Source organism: Egicoccus sp. AB-alg2, from assembly GCF_041821065.1.
Classification (GTDB): Bacteria; Actinomycetota; Nitriliruptoria; order Nitriliruptorales; family Nitriliruptoraceae; genus Egicoccus.
The window spans coordinates 62874-81541 of sequence record NZ_JBGUAX010000006.1; the positions used below are offsets into that span (position 1 = coordinate 62874).

Here is an 18668-nt window from a genome sequence, read left to right on the forward strand (position 1 = left end):
GAGCTGGTCCGACCGTCGCGGCGGGCACACCGCTCAGCGGGAGGCGCGCGCCTCGTCGCGGTGGAAGCTGCGGTGGAAGCCCTCGCGCACGCCCTCGATGGCTCCGCTGGTGATGCCGCGCGCCTTCTCCTTGGCGAAGCCGGTGGTGAAGTCGGTGATGTCGGCGTCGTATTCCTCGGCCTGACCGCGCAGGTCGAGCCGGTTGGTGGCCTCGGCGAAGTGGAGGTAGGTGTCGACGCTGGCCACCACGACCCGCACGTCGACGGTCAGCAGCTCGATGCCGATGAGCGAGACGCGGACGTAGGCGTCGATGACGAGGCCCTTGTCGAGGATGATGTCGATGACCTCGGCGAGAGTTCCGGAGGCGGGGCGGCGGGCGACGGTCGTCATCGGTGTGGTCCTGGCTTCGGGGCAGACGCTGAGGTTCACCTGAAGCCGGGAGGGTGGAGCACGGACGCGGACGACCGAAGGGCGGGGGTCGAGCCGCAGATGGTCGCTGCGCTCGCGGTATCGCGCGATTCAGGCGCGTTCCTGGTGACCGGCCCGTCGGCGGATGGCGCGCGCGCCGCGCAGCCCCGCGTACCCCACGGCCGTGCCGGCGGCCGCGGCGATCACCAACAGCGTCGCGGACAGCGCGGGCCGCGCGCCGCTGACGGCAGCGCGCGCGGGGGCGGCCGCACGGCCCCGCATCCCGGGTCGCTCCACCGTCTCCAGCAGGCGGTCCAACAACTCCGGCGGCGCCACCGGTGGCGTCGCGTCCGCGGTGGCTTCGCCCAGCGCCTGCAGTCCCACCGCCACCTCCTGCTGTCGACGCAGGGCAGCTGCGCAGGCCTCACATCGGGCGACGTGGCGGCCCACGAGCCGGCGTCGCCAGCGCGGCAGCGTGCCGTCGACGAAGTCGGGCAGGTGGGTCTGCACCTCGCGGCAGATCCGGCTCGTCGGTTCAGACACGGTCGACCTCGTGGAGCAGGGCCCGCAGGCGGGCGTGCGCCCGGTGCAGGCGGACCTTCACGGCACTCTCGCTGAGGCCCAGCAGCCCGGCGGCTTCCTTGGTCGACAGCCCGTGCACGTCGCGCAGGACGACGACGTCGCGGGCAGCCGGCGGCAACCGTTCGATGGCGGCCGCGACCCGGCGCGCATGGTCGCGATCGGCGACCGCGTCCGCCGTGTCGACCTGGTCGTGGACGTGCTCGTCGGGGGCGAACGCGCTGGACCCGGCCACCTGCCCGCGCGCACGGCCGTCCCCGCGCCGGCGCAGCATGGTCGCGCAGACGTTCAGCGCGACTCGATGCAGCCACGTCCCGAACGCCGACTCGGCACGGAACCCGAGCACCGACCGCGTCACCCGCAGATACACCTCCTGGGTGGCGTCCGCGGCATCCGCCGGGTCGCCCAGCAGCCGCCGACACGTCGCGTACACCTCGGCGTAGGTCGCCCGCACGAGCGCATCCATGGCGCCCGCGTCGCCGCGTTGCACCGCACGCACCAGGTCGGGGTCGACGTCCACGGACGGCATCTTCGCCCACCGCCCGGCCGCCACCGCGCAACCTCGACCAGATCGGGTGTAACCGAACGCCCACCGCCGTGGTCCAACCAGGTGAGCGAGTCACCACGGCTCGCCGGGAGGCCCCGCACCGGGGCAGAGGAGCACCTCGATGTACCCCTTCGTCGTCCTCGTCGCACTCGCGCTCGGCCTGTCGGTGGTCCTGTCCGCCGTCGACGAACTCGTGCCCGTCCGGGTGCCGGCCGCGCTGACCCGCAGTGTCGCGGTGCTGTTCGCCGCCGCCCTGGCCTGGGGGCTGGACTACTCCGTGTTCGCCGCCTTCGGCCAGGAACTGCGCACCGAGTGGCTGCACCCGCTGATGACGGGCGTCGTGCTGATCGCGACCGGCGAGTTCGTGCGCACCGTCGTCGGCGCCATGGCCCACCGCGCCGGTGAACCGCCGGTCGCCACCGAGGCGTCCGCCGGCGTCCGCGCGGCCTGACGGCGATCGGCGCGACCGGGCGTGCCCCGAGCGTTCCGCTCGCCCCGTTCGCCCCGGCGCCACATGACGGGCGGCCCTCGAGGGGGTCGCCCGTCGGCGTTCGGCGCCACGAAGTCCGGTCTTGACCTCGAGCAAGGTCGAGGTCTTACGGTCCGCCGCATCACCCGATGTGAAGGACCCGGACATGCCCATCGCTCTCGTCACCGGCGCGTCCCGTGGACTCGGGCGCGCCTTCGCCGCCGAACTCGCCCGCGCCGGCTGGGACCTGGTCGTCGACGCCCGCGACCGTCACGCCCTGGACGCGGCGGTCGCCTCGTGGTCGGCGAGCGGCCGCGTGGTGCCGGTCTCCGGTGACGTGGCCCTGCCCCACCACCGCAGCGACCTCGTCTCCGCCGCCGCCGGACTGGGTGGACTGGACCTGCTCGTCAACAACGCCGGCGCGCTCGGTCCCTCACCCCTTCCGCCACTGGCGCGCTCGGCCCCTGAGGACCTGCGGGCGATGTTCGAGGTCAACGCGATCGCCCCCCTCGCCCTCGTCCAGCGGGCCCTGCCGCTGCTGCAGGCACGCCAGGGGGTGGTCGTCAACCTCACCTCCGACGCGGCCGTCGAGGCCTATCCGGGCTGGGGCGGGTACGGGATGACGAAGGCGGCGCTCGAGCACGTCAGCAGGGTGCTCGCCGTGGAGGAGCCGGACCTGCACGTCTACGCCTTCGATCCCGGTGACGTGCGCACCGACATGCACCAGGCGGCGTTCCCGGGCGAGGACATCTCCGACCGCGAGCTGCCCGAGGCCGTGGCGCCCGCGTTGCTGCGCCTGCTCGCTCGTCGCCCGCCCAACGGACGCGTCCGGGCCTCCGACCTCCTCGCTCGTGAGGAGGTGTCTGCGTGAGTGCCGCGGCGACCGTCCCGACCCCCTTCTCCTTCGACCTGCCGGCCGAGCGCTCGGCCACCACGCCGCCGGAGTCACGCGGCCTCGCCCGCGACGAGGTACGCCTGCTGGTCGCGACGCCGGCGCAGTTGCGCCACGCCCGCTTCCACGCGCTGCCGGCCCACCTGCAGCCGGGCGACCTCGTGATCCTCAACACCTCGGCGACCCTGCCGGCGGCGGTCGACGGGCGGCGACCCGGCGGTCGGGCCGTGACGGTGCACGTCTCCGGCCCGCACCCCGGCGACCCCGACGCCTGGGTCGTGGAGCTGCGCCGACCGGACGGCCGCGGTCCCGAGCGCGACGTCGCGGCCGGCGAGGTGATCCGGCTGCCGGGCGAGGTGGACCTGCGCCTGGTCGACGCGCATCCCGATCCGGCCGTGCGCGTCGGCAGTCGCCTGTGGCGGGCACACCCCGCCCCGCACCAGGCCCACGAGCCGTACCTGCTCGCCCATGGACGCCCCATCACCTACGGCTACCTGAGCGGCCGCTGGCCGCTGGAGGCCTACCAGCCGATCCACGCCCGCGAGCCGGGTAGCGCCGAGATGGCCAGCGCCGGACGGCCCGTCACCGCCAGGCTGCTGGTCGACCTGGTGACCCGCGGCGTGCAGATCGCCCCGGTCGTGCTGCACGCGGGCGTGGCCTCGCTGGAGGCGCACGAGCCGCCGCCGCCGGAGCGCTACGTGGTCCCGGCGGCCACCGCGCGGCTGGTCGAGCACACCCGCCGTGCGGGTGGGCGTGTGGTTGCGGTCGGCACCACCGCGACCCGCGCCCTGGAGTCGGTGGCGTCCCCGGACGGTCGTGTACGCCCCGGGACGGGATGGACCGACCTGGTGCTGTCGGCGGAGCGGCCCGCCCGGGTCGTCGACGGCCTCGTGACCGGCTGGCACGAGCCCGGCGCGTCGCACCTGGCCCTGCTGGAGGCCGTCGCAGGCGCCCCGCTGGTGCGACGGGCCTACGAGGCCGCGCTGGCCGGCGACTACCTCTGGCACGAGTTCGGCGACAGCCTGCTGCTGTTGCCCTGAGGCCGCGTCACGCCGGCAGGGCGAGGCGGCCGCCGTCCAGCGCGACGTCGGCCGCCGACCGGCCACAGGCGGTGCCGACGAGGTTGCCGTGCCCGCTGTAGCCGCCGACGACCAGCACGCCGGGCCGGACCTCCTCACAGACCGGGAGCCGGTCGGCGGTGAAGGCGGCCCGGGCGGCCCAGCGGGCCACGACCGGAGCGGTCGCGCCCAGCCGCCGCAGTTCCGCGTCGAGGCAGCGCTGCACGTCGTCGGAGGGCACGGGCGGGGCGCCCTCCTCGGCGCTGCCACGGTCACGGCAGCCGCCGAGCAGGATCTCGCCGGTGGGCAGCTGCTGGACGTAGTCGTACCCCCAGCGGCGATACACCGGGCGGGACAGGGCGACACCGTCGTCGGGCTCCGTCGCCAGCATCTGCAGCCGCACGCTGGTGACGCGGTCGGCCAGTTCCGGCAGCAGGGCCTCGAGCCCGCCGTCGACGGCGACCACCGTGCGGCGGGCGCGGATCCGGGCCTGCCCCGCCGTCACGAGCCCGTCGCCGAGGCGGTCGACCCGGAAGGGGGCGTACAGCCGAACGCCGGCGGCCTGCGCCCGCTCGGCCAGCACCGCACAGCGGGCGTGCGGGTCCATGACCGCGTCGGTCGGCACCAGCACGCCGCGGCCCTCGGGACCCTCGTACGCCTCCGCCGGCAGCCCGTCGGCCTGCAGCTGTCGCAGCATGTGGGCGGCGTCGGCCGCCTCCTCGGCGTCGGCCGCGACGCGCAGGCTCCCGACCCGGCGGACGACGTCGGGCGGCAGCGTCTCCACGGTCCGGTCGAGCTCGGCGAGCGTCCAGCGGTACAGCGCCACGGCGCGAGCGTGCCCGTAGCTCGCGACGGCGTCGTGGTGGAAGCGGGCGAGGCCGGCGAGGAGGAACCCGCCGTTGCGGCCGGCGGCCCCGGACGCGACCCCGTGGGCGTCGACGGCCACGACGTCGGCACCCCGCTCGGCCAGCCGGAGCGCCGCCGACAGGCCCGACGCGCCCAGGCCCACGACGCAGACGTCCGCCGTCGTCGACGCCGGCGGTGGCGTGCACGTCGGCAGCGCCCGGGCGGCCGGGCCGACCTGCCCCCAGGCCGGCGCCGGCCCGGGTTCCACATCCGGCGTCGCCGGCCAGGTGCTCGTCATGGGGCGGCACCGTAGTCGCGGGCGCGACGAAACCCCGTGCCTCGCCCGAGCCACCTCTCCCTGGTCGTCCCGGCACACCGGGCGTAGCGTGGGCGGGTCGCCGCAGGGGAGTCGCCGGATGTCCACCCGCTCGCCCCGGTCGTCGGATGCCGTGACCCGGCCAACCGCCGCCAACGACCTGACCGTGGCCGTGCGCGCTGTCATCGGACTGGCGGCGCTGGGCAACGCGGTCCTGGCCGCTGGCCTCGTGGCGAACGCCGGCTGGGTGCTGCGCTGGTGGCCGTGGGAGACGGGACGGCTCTCGCACCTGTTCCTGGCATCCATGCTCGCCGCACTGGCCGCGGGTGCGGGCTGGATCGCCGCGTCCGGCGAGGCCGGTTCGCTGCCGGCCGGATTCCTCAACCTCACGATCACGACCGCCGGCATCGCCGGCTGGCTGGCCACACGGGTGGAGGGCTACGGCGCGACGGCCGCGGTGCTCGGGATCCTCGCGGCCGTCAACCTGCTGCTGTACCTCGTCACCAGTCGCCGGTGGCCCGCGCCCGGCGCGGCCCGGACGCCGGCGCTGGTCCACGGGTCGTTCGCGGCGTTCGGCACGGTGCTGCTGGTGGTCGGGGTGGCGCTGCTGGTCGACGTCACGGTGATGCCGTGGCCGGTGGAGGGCGAGACACGGGTCGTCTTCGGCTGGATCTTCCTCGGTGACGCCGCGTTCTTCCTGGAGGGGGTGCGCCACCGCGTCTGGCCGGCGTCCCGCGCCCAACTGTGGGCGTTCCTCGGCTACGACGTCGTGCTGCTGCCACCGCTGCTCCTGCACCTGCGCGAGGTCGAGGGACCGGTGCTGCTGCGCCTGGTCGTCTACCTCGCCGTGCTGCTCTTCAGCGCGGTGCTCGCGATCCGCTACCTGCTGCTCGACCCGGCGACGCGCGGCTGGGGCGACGCCGGCGTGGCGCGCGCCTCCGCCAGGTAGCGGTGCACCATCGGGATGGCGACCGCGCCCTCCCCGACGGCCGATGCCACGCGCTTGACCGAGCTGCGACGCAGGTCCCCGACCGCGAACACGCCAGGCAGGCTGGTCTCGCTGGGCAGTGGTGGCCGGTCGAGCGGGAACTCCCCTTCACCGAGGTCCGCGCCGGTGACGACGAACCCCCACGGGTCACGCACCACCGCCTCGCCGAGCCAGTCCGTCGACGGGCGGGCGCCGATCAGCACGAACACGGCGTCCATGGGCAGTCGCTCGTCGACGTCCCGGGCACGGTCGTGGACGACGAGATGGTCGAAGCGGTCGCGGCCACCGCCGCCGACGACCTCGCAGTCGTAACGGACGGCGATGTTGTCGGTGGCGTCGATCACGGTGATCAGGTACTCGGACATGCTGTCGGCGAGGGTGTCGCCGCGCACCAGCACGGTCACGTGCTCGACGAACTTGGCCAGGTGGACGGCGGCCTGACCGGCGGAGTTGCCACCGCCGACGACCGCCACCCGCCGCCCGCGCAGCCCGGGCGCCTCGGAGACCGCCGCGCCGTAGAACACGCCGCGGCCCTCCCACTCGTCGAGCAGGCCGCCGGGTAGCCGCACGTACTGCACGCCGGCGGCCAGGATGACCGCCCGGGAACGCACGCTGCTGCCGTCGGTCAGATCCAGCACACGCAGCTCGCCGTCCGCGTGCAGGGCCGTGGCCGCGCGCCCGAAGTGGAACGTCGCCCCGAAGGACCACGCCTGCTGGAAGGCGCTGAAAGCGAGCTTGCCGCCACTGACGCCGCGCGGGAAGCCGGGGTAGTTGCGGATCAGCGAACTGGTGCCGGCCTGCCCGCCCACGGCCTGCTGCTCGACCACGAGCGTGCGCAGTCCCTCGGACGCGGCGTAGACGGCCGCCGCCAGCCCGGCCGGGCCCGCCCCGACGACGGTGACGTCGTAGACCTCGCCGGCCGGTAACGGGCGCATCAGCCCGAATGCGTCGGCGATCTCGATGTCGGAGGGGTTCTGCAGGACACACGGCTCCTTGGTGAACAGCAGCACGACGACCGGCAGTGCGGGCGACACGAGGCCGAGGGCGTCCAGCATCTCGCGGCCCTCGGGCGTGTCCGCCTCGACCGCCCGGATGGGGATGTGGTTGCGGGTGAAGCCGTCGCGCAACTCCTGGCTGCGGGCGGAGCGGTCGCCGATGACGCGCACCGCCTCGAACGGCGTGCCCTGCTCCAGCGACCAGTCCTCCAGCGAGCCGGTGATCGTGCTGTGGAACTCCTCGTCGCGCGGCCGTTCGGGTGCCACGACGAAGTGGTCGATCTCGCCACGGGACAACGCGTCGAAGACCAGCCGCGCCCGGTCGAAGTCGCCCCACCGCACCATCAGCGCACGGCGGGCCGCGGGATGCAGCGGCCGGATCGACTGCAGGAAGTGCAGCGCCTCCTCGTCCTCCGGACCCGTGTTGGCCAGCACCAGCGCGACCGGCGTGCCGTCGTCGCGCCAGCCCTCCAGCGCGGTTTGCGCCTGCTCGTGGTCGTCGAAGACCGCCACGTCGTAGTCCACGCCGTAGCGGGTCCGCAGCGCCTGCCCGGCCCGTTCCCGGACCGCGTCATGGGCGCTGACCAGCACCAGGGCCGGCACGTGCGCGTCGTCTGCCGCCATCGCGTCGCCTCCCATCGGCCGTGCCAGCACGCACGACACTCCACGGCCCGACCGTCCGCCGCAGGCTCGCGGGTGTCAAGAGGGCGCCGCGGTGGGCTGCGGGAGTGTCAGGTCGTGCGCGGCGCCATGGCCGACAACAGCTCGTAGGACACGTGGGAGGCCGCGATCCCGGTCAGCTGTGCGTGGTCGTAGGCAGGTGCGACCTCGACGACATCGGCACCGACGAGGTCGAGCGAGGCGAAGCTGCGCAGCATCACGAGCAACTCGCGGCTGGTCAGCCCGCCGGCCTCGGGCGTCCCGGTGCCCGGGGCGTGGGCGGGGTCGAGCACGTCGATGTCAACGGAGACGTAGACCGGCCGATCGCCCAGGCGGGCATGGACGCGTTCGATCGCGCCGGCCAGGCCGTCGAGCTCCACTTCGGGGCACGTGACGGCCGTGAAGCCCAGGCGGCGGTCGTCGGTGAGGTCGTCGCGGCCGTAGAGCGGGCCGCGGATGCCGACGTGGACGCTGGCCTCGCGGTCGATCAACCCCTCCTCCGAGGCGCGGCGGAAGGGTGTGCCGTGGGTCGTCGGCGCGCCGAAGTACGTGTCCCAGGTGTCGAGGTGGGCGTCGAAGTGCACGACCGCGACCGGGCCGTGCCGGCGCGCCATCGTGCGCAGCAGCGGCAGCGCGATCGTGTGGTCTCCGCCGATCGTGAGCAGGCGCGCACCGGCGTCCGTCAACTCGTCGGCGCCGCGTTCGACCGCCGCCACGGCAGCGTCGATGTCGAAGGGGTTGCAGGCGATGTCGCCTGCGTCGACGACCTGCTGCGCCGCGAAGGGCGACACGTCGGCGGCCGGGTTGTAGGGGCGCAGCAGCCGGGAGCTCTCCCGCACGTGGGCCGGCCCGAAGCGGGCCCCCGGCCGATAGCTGACACCACTGTCGAACGGCACGCCGACCACCGCCACGTCCATGCGTGTGACCTCGTCGCGCCGGGGCAGCCGGGCGAAGGTCGCCGGTCCCGCGAAGCGCGGCACGACCGTCGCGTCGACCGGCCCCACCGGCGCCGCCTGCGGCTCCACCTCACTCATCCACGTGCCTCCCGTCCGGCGAGACGCTGCATGCAAGCACCCGCCCACGGTCTGCGTCGTATCCGACGGCAGCCGTCGCTGCGAGGCCGCCGCTCCCCCGCCCCGTCGCGGTTTCCGTCGTATCCGACGGGAACCCTCGCGTGCCAGGCCGCCGCTCCCCCGCCCCGTCGCGGTTTCCGTCGTATCCGACGGGAACCGTCGCTCTTCGGACCTCGCCGGCGTCCGCATACCCGCGGGGCGGTCAGTCGTCGGCGAGGTCGGCGAGCTCGCGGCGGGCGGCGTCGAGATCGGCGTCGTAGTCGGCGAGGTCGGTGCGCGCCTCGTCGGCCTCGGCGTCGGCCTTCGCCAGGCGCGCGCGCAGGTCGTCGGCGTGGGCCTCGGCGCGCTCGACCCGCCGGGCCTGTTTTTCGCGGGCGGCCTCCAGGGCGTCGACGCGCCGCATCAGCTCGCGCCGCCGGGCCGCGCGCAGTCGGGCCTCCTCGGCCCGGCGCTCCTCCTCCGCCCGGCGCTCCTCCTCCGCCCGGCGCTCCTCCTCCGCGCGGCGGTCCTCCTCCGCTCGACGCTCGTCCTCGGCGCGGCGCTCCTCCTCGGCGCGGCGCTCCTCCTCGACCTGACGCTTCTCCTCGGCCGGGCGCTCCAGATCCGAACCCCGTGCCGCATCGTCCTCCGCCGGTGCCGCGCGGTCCTCGGCGACGGGCGGTGCCGCCTCCGCAGGTGACGCGGGTGGCGCCTGGTCGGTGGGTGGCGCAGCCGCCGGCGACGGCATGGCCATGAGCCCCAGGCCGCCGAAGCCCGGCCCCGGCAGCACCGCCTCGAAGATGCCGCGACGCAGCGTCGCGTGCTGCTCCGGGTCGACGGCGGCGGCGAACAGCGTCTGTTCGACCTCGTCGAGGTGGGCGTCGGGGCGCACGCCGGCGTCGGTGAGGATGCCACCGGCACGCTCGCGCAGGTCGCCGACCAGGTCGCGGACCCGCCGGCTGGCCTCGCGCAGCCCGTCGGCGCCGCGGCCGCTCGCGGCCCGGTGCTGTGCCGAGCGCAGCTCCTCGGCGGCCGCGACCAAGCCCGCCACGTCGTCGGGCGCCCGCCGGGCGAGCTGGTCCACCGCCCAGGCCGGCACGGTCGGCTTGCGCCGTGCCTTGAGCGCGGTGGCCTCCTCCTTGTGGCCGTCGGCCCGCAGTTGCTTCACGCGACGGTCGCGCTCGGCGGTGAAGTCGCCGTGGGCGACGCCATAGATCGCGTCGACGTGGGACGCGAGCAGTTCGTCGTCCATCGCCGTCCTTCGTCAGCTCGCCTTCGCCGAGCGGTCCCCGTCCGCCAGTGCCTCGGCGAGCTCCTCCTTGCTCATCGACGAGCGGCCCGGCAGGTCACGCTCCTGCGCCAGCTCGTACAGCTCGTCCTTGCTCATCGCACCGTAGTCCCGTCCGCCGCCGCGGCCACCGGCGCCGTCGTCTCGGCCCTCGCCCTCACCACGATCGCGCTTCGCCCGGTCGAGGCTCTGCTCGAGCGCTGCCATGAGGTCGATGACCCCACCGGTGTCGCGCTCGGGCGGGGTGATCTCGACCTCCTGGCCCTCCGCCTTGGCCTCCAGGAAGGCGGTGACCCGTTCCTGGTACTCGTCGTGGTAGCGCGTCGGGTCGAACTCGGCGACCAGCGAGTCGATCAGCTGCTCGGCCATGGCCAGCTCGCGCGGCGCCACCTCGACCTTCTCCAGGGTCTCCGTGGCGTCCAGGCCGGCCGGGTCCGCGACCTCGTCGGCATAGTGCATCGTCGACAGCAGCAGCAGGCCATCGCGTGCCCGGACCGCGGCGAGGTACTCCTTGTTGCGCATGACGAAGCGGGCGACGGCAACCTTCCCGGACCGCTCCATGGCGTCGGCGAGCAGCTTGTAGGGCTTGGCGGCGGCCTCGCCCGAGGGCATCAGGTAGTAGGCGCGGTCGTAGTAGACGGGGTCGATCTCCGTCAGCTCGACGAAGTCGTGGATGTCGATGAGCCGGGAGGCCTCCGGGTCGAGCTCGTCGAGCTCGTCGGGGTCCACGACGACGTACTGCCCGTCGGCCACCTCGTAGCCCTTGACGATGTCGTCGTAGGAGACTTCCTCGCCGCTCTCCTCGTCCACGCGCTTGTTGCGCACACGGTTGCCGGTCTCGCGGTGGAGCTGCGTGAAGTGCACCGTGTGGCTGCGCACGGCCGTGAACAGCTGCACCGGGACACTCACCAGGCCGAAGCTGATCGATCCGCTCCACGTCGCCCGTGCCATCTCGTCGCCTCCCTCGCCGGGGTCGGGGACGATCGTGCCAGCGGGCGAACGCCGGACGCGGGACACCTGGGTCCGGACGGCGGCTGACCGGCGTGCCATGATCACCGGGTCCGTTCCCTCACCCGCACAGGTGCCTGCCGATGAGCGACCTCGCCACGAGCCCTGTCCTCCCCGACGACGCGGTCGTCGCCTTCGAGCCCTACCGGCGCGAGCTGACCGGCTACTGCTACCGCATGCTCGGCTCCGGCTTCGAGGCCGACGACGCCGTGCAGGAGACCCTCGTGCGTGCCTGGCGCGCCTACGACCGGTTCGAGGGGCGCTCGTCCCTACGGACCTGGCTGTACCGGATCGCGACCAACGTGTGCCTCGACCAGGTCAAGGGCCGCCAGCGCCGGGCGCGTCCCATGGACCTCGGACCGTCGACGACGGTCGCCGCGGCCGAGTTGATCGAGCGTGACGCCGCGACCTGGGTCGAGCCGGCACCCGACGGCGCCGTGCTGCCGACGGCCGGCGACCCGGCCGAGATGGCCGTGGCCCGCGACACCATCCGCCTCGCCTTCGTGGCCGCCCTCCAGCACCTGCCGCCGAAGCAGCGGGCGGTGCTGATCCTGCGCGAGGTGCTGCAGTGGCACGCCGACGAGGTGGCGCAACTGCTCGACACCACCGTCGCGTCCGTCAACTCCGCGCTGCAGCGGGCGCGGGCGACGCTCGCGAACCGCGCGCCCGCGGACACCGACCCGCTGCGCCCGGACGACGAGGCGCAACGGGAGTTGCTGGCCCGCTACGTCGACGCGTTCGAGCGCTACGACATGGACGCGCTGGCAGCGCTGCTGCGCGAGGACGCCATTCAGAACATGCCGCCCTTCGACCTGTGGCTGCAGGGGCGCGACGAGATCGTCACCTGGATGGTCAGCCCCGGGCCGGACAAGTGCCGGGGTTCGCGTCTGCTGCCGACGGTCGCCAACGGCGCCCCGGCGTTCGGTCAGTACCGGCTCGCGGCCGACGGCGGACACGAACCGTGGGCCCTGCAGGTCCTGGAGATCGTCGACGGCCGCATCATCGCCTTCAACTCCTTCCTCGACACCGCACGGCTGTTCCCGCGCTTCGGGCTCCCGGACCGGCTCGACCCCTAGTCGGGGGGTTCGCACGCCAGCACGTCGTCCAGGCCGCACAGGGCCAGCAGTTCCAGCAGGCGCGGCGCGGCATGCCGCAGCTGCACGGTGCGCCCGATCCGGCGCGCCGTCAGCAGCACCCGCGCCAGCGTGTCGACGGTGTCGACGTCGGGCTGGGCGAGGGCGGCGACGTCCAGCACGGCCACCGGGACGTCGGTGGCCAGCAACTGCTCCCGCAGACGCGCGCACAAGGCGCCGGTGCCGGCCCGACCAACCGCCGCGGGCAGGCGTACGACGACCACCCCGTCAGGCGCCGGCTCGGCCACGAGCGGCTCGCGCGGGGCCGTGGCCACGGCGTCTCCTGACGTCGGTCACAGGATGGACGCCGTCGGTCGCCGGAACTCATCGGGACACCGGTCGCGGCACGGCTGGCACGACCTCTCCGTCCGGGCTCACGGCGTCGCCCGCCATCGGCAGCAGCATGCGTCGTCGGTCGAGCGGCAGCCGAGCTCGCGACCGGGTCGCGAGGATCTGCACCACGCCGAGGTCACCCGACTCGAAACCGAGCACGGAACCGGCGAGGTAGGCCCGCCAGACCCGGGCGGTGGCCTCGCCGACGAGTTCGCGGGCCCGGTCGTAGGACGCCTCGAGACCGCCGAGCCAGTGCTGCAGCGTCAGCGCGTAGTGCGGCCGCAACTGCTCGAGGTCCTGGATCTCGAACCCGCCCCGTTCGAGCTCGCGCACCATGTGGTGGGCCGGCACGAGCGCGCCGTCGGGGAAGACGTAGCGGCCCACGAAGGTGTCCGGTGACCGGGCGAAGTCACGGACGACGTCCCGGCGTCCGGTCGTGATGCCGTGGTTGAGCAGCCGGCCGTCGTCCGCGAGCCGCCTGTACAGCGTCTTCACGTAGGTCGGCAGCAGGTCGGCGCCGACGTGCTCGACCATGCCGACCGACGCGATCGCGTCGAACCGTTCCACCACGTCGCGGTAGTCGCGGATCACGATCCGGACGCGGTCGGACACTCCGGCCGCGGCCACGCGCTGCCTGGCCAGTTCGGCCTGCCGCTCGGACAGCGTGATCCCGAGCGCGCGCACACCGTGGCGGCGGGCGGCGTGGATGACCAACGAGCCCCAGCCACAGCCGACGTCGAGGAAGTGCTCGTCCGGCCGGAGCGCCAGTTTGCGACAGATCAGCTCGAGCTTGCGGCGCTGAGCACGCCCCAGCGCGGCACGGTCGGGGATGGTCGCGTCGCGGTCGGTCTCGGCGAAGTAGCCGCAGGAGTAGACGAGGTCGTCGTCGAGGACGAGCCGGTAGAAGTCGTTGCCCACGTCGTAGTGGTGACGTACGGCGGCGACGTCACGCTCGCGGGAGTGTGGTCGGCCGGTGAGCCGCTTGCGCCCGGCGGCCAGCCCGTCGGGCGGCGGTGGCAGGCGCAGCACCACCGCCGCGAGCTCCAGCTTGTCGCGGGCGGTGAGCCGGTGCCGCAGCCGCGCGACGTCGCGCAGGGCGGCGACCATGGAACCCTCGACGTCGAGAGCGCCGGTGAGGAACGCCTCGCCAGCATGCAGATCGACGGGCGGACGCAGCAGGGCCCGAAGCGACCAGGGGTGACGCAGCACGAGGCGGTAGCCAGCGCCGGCGGAACCGCCGAACGCCTCCCCGTTCCAGAGCCGCAACGGCAGGTCGTGGCCGCGCGCCGCGAGTCGAGACCCGAGTCGTCGCACGGCCTCGGCGCAATGATCCGGTGCCAGGGTGAGCAACGTCGTCATGGCGACGATGATGCGTCGGCGCATCCTGGCGGACAAGGGTGTTTGTCCCGACAGGCCGATGAACATCGTCCCCAGGACGACGGCCGGCGGACGGCTCAGGCGCCGCGGTCGGCCTCGAACGTCACGGTCACCTCGACCTCCTCGACCCCGCGGACCAGCGCCAGCACCAGCCGCTCGCCCCCGCGCTCGAGCCGGTCGGCGAGGTCGTCCGGGTCGCTGAGGGCGGCTCCGTCGGCGGTGACGAGCAGATCGCCCTCGCGGACACCGGCCCGCTCGGCCGCGCTGCCCTCGTCGACCTCCCGCACCAGCAGCCCGTCGCGTTCGGGGAGGCCGACCGCGGCGCGCAGGCGGCGGGCGACGTCGGCCGGGGCGAGCGCGACACCCAGGCGCCGGCGCCGAGGCGACTCCCCGCCGGCCAGGCGCCCGATGCGTTCGCGCAGGTCGGCAGTGGCGGGCAGGGCGAGGTAGAAGCCGTCGCCGCGGCGGTGGGTGTTGATGCCGATCACGGCGCCGCCGAGCTCGAGCACCGGGCCGCCGGAGGACCCACGGCCCAGCGGGGCGGTGTGCTCGATGCCGGTGAGCCGCCGACCACGCGGGCCGCGGAACGGGCTGACGGTCGAGGACACGAACCCGACGGTGACGCGCCCTGGCCCGCGGCGAGGCGCCCCCAGCGCCAGGACCGCGCTGCCGAGCGCCACCTCGGCGTCGCGGATCTCGATCGGCTCCAGGTCGCCGGTGTCGACCGAGACGACCGCGAGGTCCCCGTCGACATCGGTCGCGGTGACCTCTGCCGCGACCGTGCTGCCGTCGGCGAACCGCACCGGCACCGACGGACCCACGAGGTTGTGGGCGTTGGTCAGGACGCGGCCCGCCGCCACCACCACACCGGCCCCGCGGCCGACGGCGACGACGGAGGGCCCCACGCGGTCGGCGGCGTCGGCCGCCGCTCGCTGCACTTCCTCGAGTGCTGACATATCCGTTCTCCTGGTACGGAACGCCTCCGCGACTGCCGTCGGAAGGGTCACTTCTCGATCGCAAGTGACAATCGATACCATACGCAACCTCCGGCGCCGCGGAGAGCGATCTGCGCGCCGGCGGCGCAGGTGATACGGCAGGCTGTGCGACCCTGGAGCCGGTGGGAGCGAGCACATGCAGGCGATGGAGGCGGCCGCGTTGGCGGCGGCGGTCGAACAGGTCGGTGACCGCTGGCTGCTGCGCATCGTCCATGCGTTGCTGGCGGGCCCACGACGGTTCGGTGAGCTGCAGACCGAACTGGGCGTGGCCCCGAACGTGCTCACCCAGCGCCTGGGTGCCCTGAGCGCCGACGGGCTGGTCGTCGCCGAGCCCTACCAGGAACGACCGCGCCGGCACACCTACGTCCTGACCGAACGCGGACGCGACTTGGGTGGGGTCCTGCGCCTGCTGGCAGCGTGGCAGGCCGACGAACTCGGTCCGCGCCACCCCGCCTGCGGCACCCCGTTGCAGGCGCACTGGTGGTGCCCCACCTGTGAGCGCCTGGCCGAGGACCCGGCAGGAGCCGTCGTCCACCTGTGAGCCCGACACCCCGCCGAGGCTGGCGTCGTCGCGCCGCCCTCAGGATGCCGTCCGCCGCAGGTGATGGCGCAACGAGTCGACCAGGCCGCTGATGGTCGAGACGGTCACAGCCGGATGCAGCTCACCGGCGGAGGCGACGTGGTGCAGGCGTCGTGCCGCGATCTCCATCGCCTCCACGTCGGCCAGCAGGTCGTCTCCGCGGTCACCGAGCGCGGCGAGGTGGCGTTGCTCCTGCTCCAGCGCGGGGAGCACCAGCGACGTCACCTCGGCCTCCACGACGGCGAGCTGCTCCGCCCGCGTCCGCGGCCCCATCGTGGCCAACTCGTTGGCCAGCATCTCCCAGTTCGCCATGCACCGGGCGAGTTCGCGCCGCACCTCCGGGTCCATGGCTGCCGTCACCGCCTCGTGCGTGGTCATCCCCGTGCCTCCATCGTGGCTCTCCCGCAGTCTTCGCGCAGACGCGGGCACGTGCCGGGGGCCGAGGTCATCGCGGGATGGGCCCTTGGACCCGCGTCCAGGTCTTGGCCCTACCCTGGTCGCATGAGCCGAGGTGTTGGTCCCGTCCTGGTCGTCGCCGGTCTCGGCGTCGTGGTGCTCGGTCTGCTGGTCTGGACCGGTGCGCTCGGCTGGTTCGGCCGGCTGCCGGGGGACGTGCGCTATCAGAGCGGCACCACGCGCGTGTTCGTCCCGATCACCTCGATGCTGCTGGCCTCGGTCGTGCTGACCGTCGTGGTGAACGTCATCCTGCGGCTGCTGCGCTGACGTCCAGACCTCCAGCAGCGGCCTGCGCGGTTCAGCCGGCGCGTGACCACAGTTCCGTGCGCCCCGCGCCGGCGGCCGCCAGACGCTGCGGCAGCGCGGGTTCGAAGCGCGCCAGTGCGTCGACGAGACCGCGGTCGCGGGCGACGGTCTCCGGCACGACGACCAGTTCCTCGGCGCGGCCGCCGGGGACCGGGGCCTCGACGGCCGCGAGCAGTTCCAGCCGGCGGGCCACGCGGCCGTTGCCGACCGGTTCCCCCGCCACGTCCAGGGCGAGCACGTCGTCGAGGTCGGCCTGCAGGACGCGCCCACGGGCCGGGCGGACGCCGAGCCGGCCGTCCTCGACCGTGAGCTCGACGGGGTCGTCGGAGGGGTGACCGAGCGCGACCGGCACGTCGGCCGGCACGAGCAGGTCGAGCAACAGTTCGGTCGGCAGGTCGGCCGGCGACAGCGTCGGGCTGCCGCCGTCGCGGGTGAGGTAGCTCACCTGCGGGCCACGGGCGGCGTCCGTGCGCCGGATCTCCTCGACCTCGTCCCAGGGGACGGCACGGTCCAGGGCGGCGCCGCGGATGCCCGTGCCGTCGACCAGCAGCAACGGCCGCACGACACGCAGCACATGACGGAGCCCGCGCCAGCCGTGGACGGCCAGCGCCGCGGCGGCGACCGCCAGGACGACCGGCCCCGCGACGGGCAACGCGACCCAGACCGCGTAGAGCAGGCCCGCCTCGATCAGCAGCAGCGGTAGCGTCCAGGCCGCGAGCAGCCACAGCCGGCGCCAGGTGCCGCGGACCCGGACCGCGCCGCTGGGATCACGGTCGACCCGGACCTCGACGTCACCACCGACCCGGTTGTAGCGGCCCGTGGGCACGTCGGCTGGCTGCGTCGTGGGAGCGACGTCGGTGGAGGGCATGAGGGCGCTCCGGCGAGGGGAGGAGCTCGAGGCGAGAGGGTGCGACCGGGGTGAGCGGACGCGGGCGGCAGCAGGGCTCCCCGACTGCGGCGGCGGTACAGGCGGCGGCTCGGGGGCCACGACGCGAGGGTACCCGCGCGCCACGGCTGACGGCCGGGGCCCGGGTGACCGGGTCGCGCCTTCGCGGCGGCCAGCGGCACCCCTGGGCCCGGGTGGCCGGTGACGGCCGAAGGGCGGGCTCCGGTAGCGTCGGGCCGGTGACCCGACCACCCGCCTCCGCACCACGCGCCACGCCGCGGACCACCCCGCAACTGCTGCGCGACCGGGCCTTCGGACCGTGGTTCCTCGGCAACGTCGTGTCCAACAGCGGCAACTGGCTGTTCAACGTGACGGCGGCCGTCGTGGTCTTCCGGCTGAGCGGCTCGGCCCTGCTCGTCGGCCTCGTCTCGGTGGCCCAGTTCGGACCGCTGCTGCTGCTCTCCCCCGTCGGCGGTGCCCTCTCCGACCGCGTCGACCGCCGTCGCCTGCTGCTTGCCGCCCAGGCGTTCGCGGCGGCGGCGGCGACGGCGCTGGCCGTCGCGTCGGTGGTCCTGGGCGTCGAGGGATTGGGTGCCTGGCCGATCGTGGCGTGCGCCCTCGGCATCGGGATCGGCCAGGCGTTCGCCGCACCGGCCCTGAACGCACTCGTCCCCGCGCTCGTCGACGACCCGGACCTCGAGGCCGCGGTGGCGCTGACGTCGCTGACCTTCAACATGGGACGCGCGCTCGGGCCGGCGACCTCGGGCGTGCTGCTGGCCACGCTGGGTGCGGAACCGGCGTTCGTGCTGAACGCCGTCAGCTTCCTGGTCCTCATCGCAGCGCTGCTCGTCGTCCACCCCCGCCCGCGCACCGAGCCCGCCCACCGGGACCGCTCGGTGCGGGCGGGCCTGCGCCACGTCCGCGCCGATCCGGTGCTGCTCCTGCTCCTCGCCGCGGTCGCCGCCACCGGCTTCGCCGCCGACCCCGCCATCACCCTCGCCCCGTCGCTCGCGCAGGCGGTCGGTGGGGCCGACACGCTCGCGGCCGTGCTCGTCAGCGCCTTCGGGGTGGCGGCCGTGCCGGCAGCGGCGGTGTCGGGCCGCCTGCAGCGCAGCGTCGGCAGTCTCGAGGTGGCCACCGGCGGCTGCCTCACGATCGCCGCCGGGCTGGTCGTGTCGGCCGTGGCGCCGGCGCCCTGGGTGGCGGTCGCCGGCTTCGGGCTCACCGGCGTCGGGTTCGTGCTGGCGCTGACCGGCTTCACGACCGTCCTGCAACGGCGGGTGCCGGACGCCCTGCGCGGCCGTGTCATGGCGTTGTGGAGCGTGGCATTCCTCGGCAACCGGCCCGTCGCGGCCGTCATCGACGGCGCGGCGGCCGACCGGTTCGGACCGCGCTGGGCGATGCTGGTCGCCATCACCGTGGCGTCGCTCGGCGCATTCGCCGGTGTGCGACTCCAACGTCGCCAACGCGCCGAGTCACGCTGACGGCGCCCAGCG

21 protein-coding genes are annotated in these 18668 nt (G+C 74.4%); 8 read left to right on the forward strand and 13 right to left on the reverse strand.

What is annotated here, in order from left to right; translation table 11 throughout:
- Window positions 1–33: 33 nt before the first annotated feature.
- The 3 genes from gvpJ to ACERM0_RS12550 form a co-directional block, all read right to left on the reverse strand.
- Complete coding sequence (gene gvpJ / locus ACERM0_RS12540) at window positions 34–390, reverse strand: gas vesicle protein GvpJ (RefSeq protein WP_373678943.1); 357 nt, start codon at window positions 388–390, stop codon at window positions 34–36.
- A gap of 129 nt (window positions 391–519) precedes the next feature.
- Window positions 520–951 carry an anti-sigma factor gene (locus tag ACERM0_RS12545; protein ID WP_373678944.1) on the reverse strand — a complete coding sequence of 144 codons (432 nt, stop codon included), beginning with the start codon at window positions 949–951 and terminating at the stop codon, window positions 520–522.
- Entirely contained in the window at window positions 944–1516 is a 573-nt protein-coding gene (locus ACERM0_RS12550) for an RNA polymerase sigma factor (RefSeq protein ID WP_373678945.1), read from the reverse strand. Before ACERM0_RS12550 ends, ACERM0_RS12545 begins: the two co-directional genes overlap by 8 nt.
- Window positions 1517–1655: 139 nt before the next feature.
- On the opposite strand from ACERM0_RS12550, the gene ACERM0_RS12555 reads away from it, so the two are divergent.
- The 3 genes from ACERM0_RS12555 (at window position 1656) to ACERM0_RS12565 (ending at window position 3935) form a co-directional block, all read left to right on the forward strand.
- A complete protein-coding gene (locus ACERM0_RS12555; RefSeq protein ID WP_373678946.1) occupies window positions 1656–1985 on the forward strand; it encodes a hypothetical protein in 330 nt (109 codons plus the stop codon).
- Between the two features lie 184 nt (window positions 1986–2169).
- Complete coding sequence (locus ACERM0_RS12560; protein WP_373678947.1) at window positions 2170–2874, forward strand: SDR family NAD(P)-dependent oxidoreductase; 705 nt, start codon at window positions 2170–2172, stop codon at window positions 2872–2874.
- Complete coding sequence (locus tag ACERM0_RS12565) at window positions 2871–3935, forward strand: S-adenosylmethionine:tRNA ribosyltransferase-isomerase (RefSeq protein ID WP_373678948.1); 1065 nt, start codon at window positions 2871–2873, stop codon at window positions 3933–3935. The genes ACERM0_RS12560 and ACERM0_RS12565 overlap by 4 nt, the downstream gene beginning before the upstream one ends.
- 7 nt (window positions 3936–3942) lie before the next feature.
- On the opposite strand, the gene ACERM0_RS12570 is transcribed toward ACERM0_RS12565, so the two are convergent.
- The gene (locus ACERM0_RS12570) at window positions 3943–5097 is read right to left on the reverse strand and encodes an NAD(P)/FAD-dependent oxidoreductase (protein ID WP_373678949.1); all 1155 of its coding nucleotides are present in this window, start codon (window positions 5095–5097) and stop codon (window positions 3943–3945) included.
- 151 nt (window positions 5098–5248) lie between these two features.
- On the opposite strand from ACERM0_RS12570, the gene ACERM0_RS12575 reads away from it, so the two are divergent.
- On the forward strand, window positions 5249–6064 hold the full coding sequence (locus tag ACERM0_RS12575) for a hypothetical protein (protein WP_373678950.1): 816 nt from the start codon (window positions 5249–5251) through the stop codon (window positions 6062–6064).
- Here ACERM0_RS12575 and ACERM0_RS12580 read toward each other — a convergent pair.
- The 4 genes from ACERM0_RS12580 to ACERM0_RS12595 form a co-directional block, all read right to left on the reverse strand.
- The gene (locus ACERM0_RS12580) at window positions 5995–7722 is read right to left on the reverse strand and encodes an FAD-dependent oxidoreductase (RefSeq protein ID WP_373678951.1); all 1728 of its coding nucleotides are present in this window, start codon (window positions 7720–7722) and stop codon (window positions 5995–5997) included. The two genes, ACERM0_RS12575 and ACERM0_RS12580, sit on opposite strands and share 70 nt — an antisense overlap.
- 107 nt (window positions 7723–7829) lie before the next feature.
- Window positions 7830–8792, reverse strand: a complete 963-nt coding sequence (gene speB, locus ACERM0_RS12585) for an agmatinase (protein ID WP_373678952.1) — start codon at window positions 8790–8792, stop codon at window positions 7830–7832.
- A gap of 241 nt (window positions 8793–9033) precedes the next feature.
- On the reverse strand, window positions 9034–10062 hold the full coding sequence (locus tag ACERM0_RS12590; RefSeq protein WP_373678953.1) for a hypothetical protein: 1029 nt from the start codon (window positions 10060–10062) through the stop codon (window positions 9034–9036).
- 12 nt (window positions 10063–10074) lie between these two features.
- Entirely contained in the window at window positions 10075–11049 is a 975-nt protein-coding gene (locus tag ACERM0_RS12595) for a Ku protein (RefSeq protein WP_373678954.1), read from the reverse strand.
- Window positions 11050–11189: 140 nt separating this feature from the next.
- Between ACERM0_RS12595 and ACERM0_RS12600 the strand changes: the two genes are divergently transcribed.
- Window positions 11190–12182 carry a sigma-70 family RNA polymerase sigma factor gene (locus ACERM0_RS12600; RefSeq protein ID WP_373678955.1) on the forward strand — a complete coding sequence of 331 codons (993 nt, stop codon included), beginning with the start codon at window positions 11190–11192 and terminating at the stop codon, window positions 12180–12182.
- Here ACERM0_RS12600 and ACERM0_RS12605 read toward each other — a convergent pair.
- From ACERM0_RS12605 to ACERM0_RS12615, 3 genes are all read right to left on the reverse strand, one after another.
- On the reverse strand, window positions 12179–12514 hold the full coding sequence (locus tag ACERM0_RS12605) for an STAS domain-containing protein (RefSeq protein WP_373678956.1): 336 nt from the start codon (window positions 12512–12514) through the stop codon (window positions 12179–12181). The genes ACERM0_RS12600 and ACERM0_RS12605 overlap by 4 nt on opposite strands.
- A 49-nt stretch (window positions 12515–12563) precedes the next feature.
- Window positions 12564–13931, reverse strand: coding sequence for a class I SAM-dependent methyltransferase (locus ACERM0_RS12610; protein ID WP_373678957.1), 1368 nt, complete (start codon window positions 13929–13931; stop codon window positions 12564–12566).
- Window positions 13932–14026: 95 nt separating this feature from the next.
- Window positions 14027–14905, reverse strand: a complete 879-nt coding sequence (locus ACERM0_RS12615; RefSeq protein WP_373678958.1) for a S1C family serine protease — start codon at window positions 14903–14905, stop codon at window positions 14027–14029.
- Between the two features lie 175 nt (window positions 14906–15080).
- Between ACERM0_RS12615 and ACERM0_RS12620 the strand changes: the two genes are divergently transcribed.
- Window positions 15081–15485 carry a winged helix-turn-helix transcriptional regulator gene (locus ACERM0_RS12620; RefSeq protein WP_373678959.1) on the forward strand — a complete coding sequence of 135 codons (405 nt, stop codon included), beginning with the start codon at window positions 15081–15083 and terminating at the stop codon, window positions 15483–15485.
- A gap of 39 nt (window positions 15486–15524) precedes the next feature.
- Here the strand turns inward: ACERM0_RS12620 and ACERM0_RS12625 are convergent, their stop codons facing one another.
- Entirely contained in the window at window positions 15525–15902 is a 378-nt protein-coding gene (locus ACERM0_RS12625; RefSeq protein WP_373678960.1) for a hypothetical protein, read from the reverse strand.
- 123 nt (window positions 15903–16025) lie between these two features.
- Here ACERM0_RS12625 and ACERM0_RS12630 point away from each other — a divergent pair, with 123 nt between their 5' ends.
- Entirely contained in the window at window positions 16026–16247 is a 222-nt protein-coding gene (locus tag ACERM0_RS12630; protein ID WP_373678961.1) for a DUF2905 domain-containing protein, read from the forward strand.
- A 31-nt stretch (window positions 16248–16278) separates the two neighbouring features.
- Here ACERM0_RS12630 and ACERM0_RS12635 read toward each other — a convergent pair whose 3' ends face one another.
- Window positions 16279–17154, reverse strand: coding sequence for a hypothetical protein (locus tag ACERM0_RS12635; RefSeq protein ID WP_373678962.1), 876 nt, complete (start codon window positions 17152–17154; stop codon window positions 16279–16281).
- 257 nt (window positions 17155–17411) lie between these two features.
- On the opposite strand from ACERM0_RS12635, the gene ACERM0_RS12640 reads away from it, so the two are divergent.
- Window positions 17412–18656 (forward strand): MFS transporter, encoded by a 1245-nt coding sequence (locus ACERM0_RS12640; RefSeq protein WP_373678963.1) that lies wholly within the window; start codon window positions 17412–17414, stop codon window positions 18654–18656.
- Window positions 18657–18668 lie beyond the last annotated feature (12 nt).

Bases quoted from the DNA above. Each gene is read 5' to 3' on its own strand.
- ACERM0_RS12590 (WP_373678953.1), bottom strand. From the start codon at position 10,062: ATGGACGACGAACTGCTCGCGTCCCACGTCGACGCGATCTATGGCGTC.
- ACERM0_RS12570 (WP_373678949.1), bottom strand. From the start codon at position 5,097: ATGACGAGCACCTGGCCGGCGACGCCGGATGTGGAACCCGGGCCGGCG.
- ACERM0_RS12595 (WP_373678954.1), bottom strand. From the start codon at position 11,049: ATGGCACGGGCGACGTGGAGCGGATCGATCAGCTTCGGCCTGGTGAGT.
- ACERM0_RS12610 (WP_373678957.1), bottom strand. From the start codon at position 13,931: ATGACGACGTTGCTCACCCTGGCACCGGATCATTGCGCCGAGGCCGTG.
- ACERM0_RS12600 (WP_373678955.1), top strand. From the start codon at position 11,190: ATGAGCGACCTCGCCACGAGCCCTGTCCTCCCCGACGACGCGGTCGTC.
- gvpJ (WP_373678943.1), bottom strand. From the start codon at position 390: ATGACGACCGTCGCCCGCCGCCCCGCCTCCGGAACTCTCGCCGAGGTC.
- speB (WP_373678952.1), bottom strand. From the start codon at position 8,792: ATGAGTGAGGTGGAGCCGCAGGCGGCGCCGGTGGGGCCGGTCGACGCG.
- ACERM0_RS12550 (WP_373678945.1), bottom strand. From the start codon at position 1,516: ATGCCGTCCGTGGACGTCGACCCCGACCTGGTGCGTGCGGTGCAACGC.
- ACERM0_RS12580 (WP_373678951.1), bottom strand. From the start codon at position 7,722: ATGGCGGCAGACGACGCGCACGTGCCGGCCCTGGTGCTGGTCAGCGCC.
- ACERM0_RS12560 (WP_373678947.1), top strand. From the start codon at position 2,170: ATGCCCATCGCTCTCGTCACCGGCGCGTCCCGTGGACTCGGGCGCGCC.
- ACERM0_RS12630 (WP_373678961.1), top strand. From the start codon at position 16,026: ATGAGCCGAGGTGTTGGTCCCGTCCTGGTCGTCGCCGGTCTCGGCGTC.
- ACERM0_RS12615 (WP_373678958.1), bottom strand. From the start codon at position 14,905: ATGTCAGCACTCGAGGAAGTGCAGCGAGCGGCGGCCGACGCCGCCGAC.
- ACERM0_RS12620 (WP_373678959.1), top strand. From the start codon at position 15,081: ATGCAGGCGATGGAGGCGGCCGCGTTGGCGGCGGCGGTCGAACAGGTC.
- ACERM0_RS12555 (WP_373678946.1), top strand. From the start codon at position 1,656: ATGTACCCCTTCGTCGTCCTCGTCGCACTCGCGCTCGGCCTGTCGGTG.
- ACERM0_RS12635 (WP_373678962.1), bottom strand. From the start codon at position 17,154: ATGCCCTCCACCGACGTCGCTCCCACGACGCAGCCAGCCGACGTGCCC.
- ACERM0_RS12625 (WP_373678960.1), bottom strand. From the start codon at position 15,902: ATGACCACGCACGAGGCGGTGACGGCAGCCATGGACCCGGAGGTGCGG.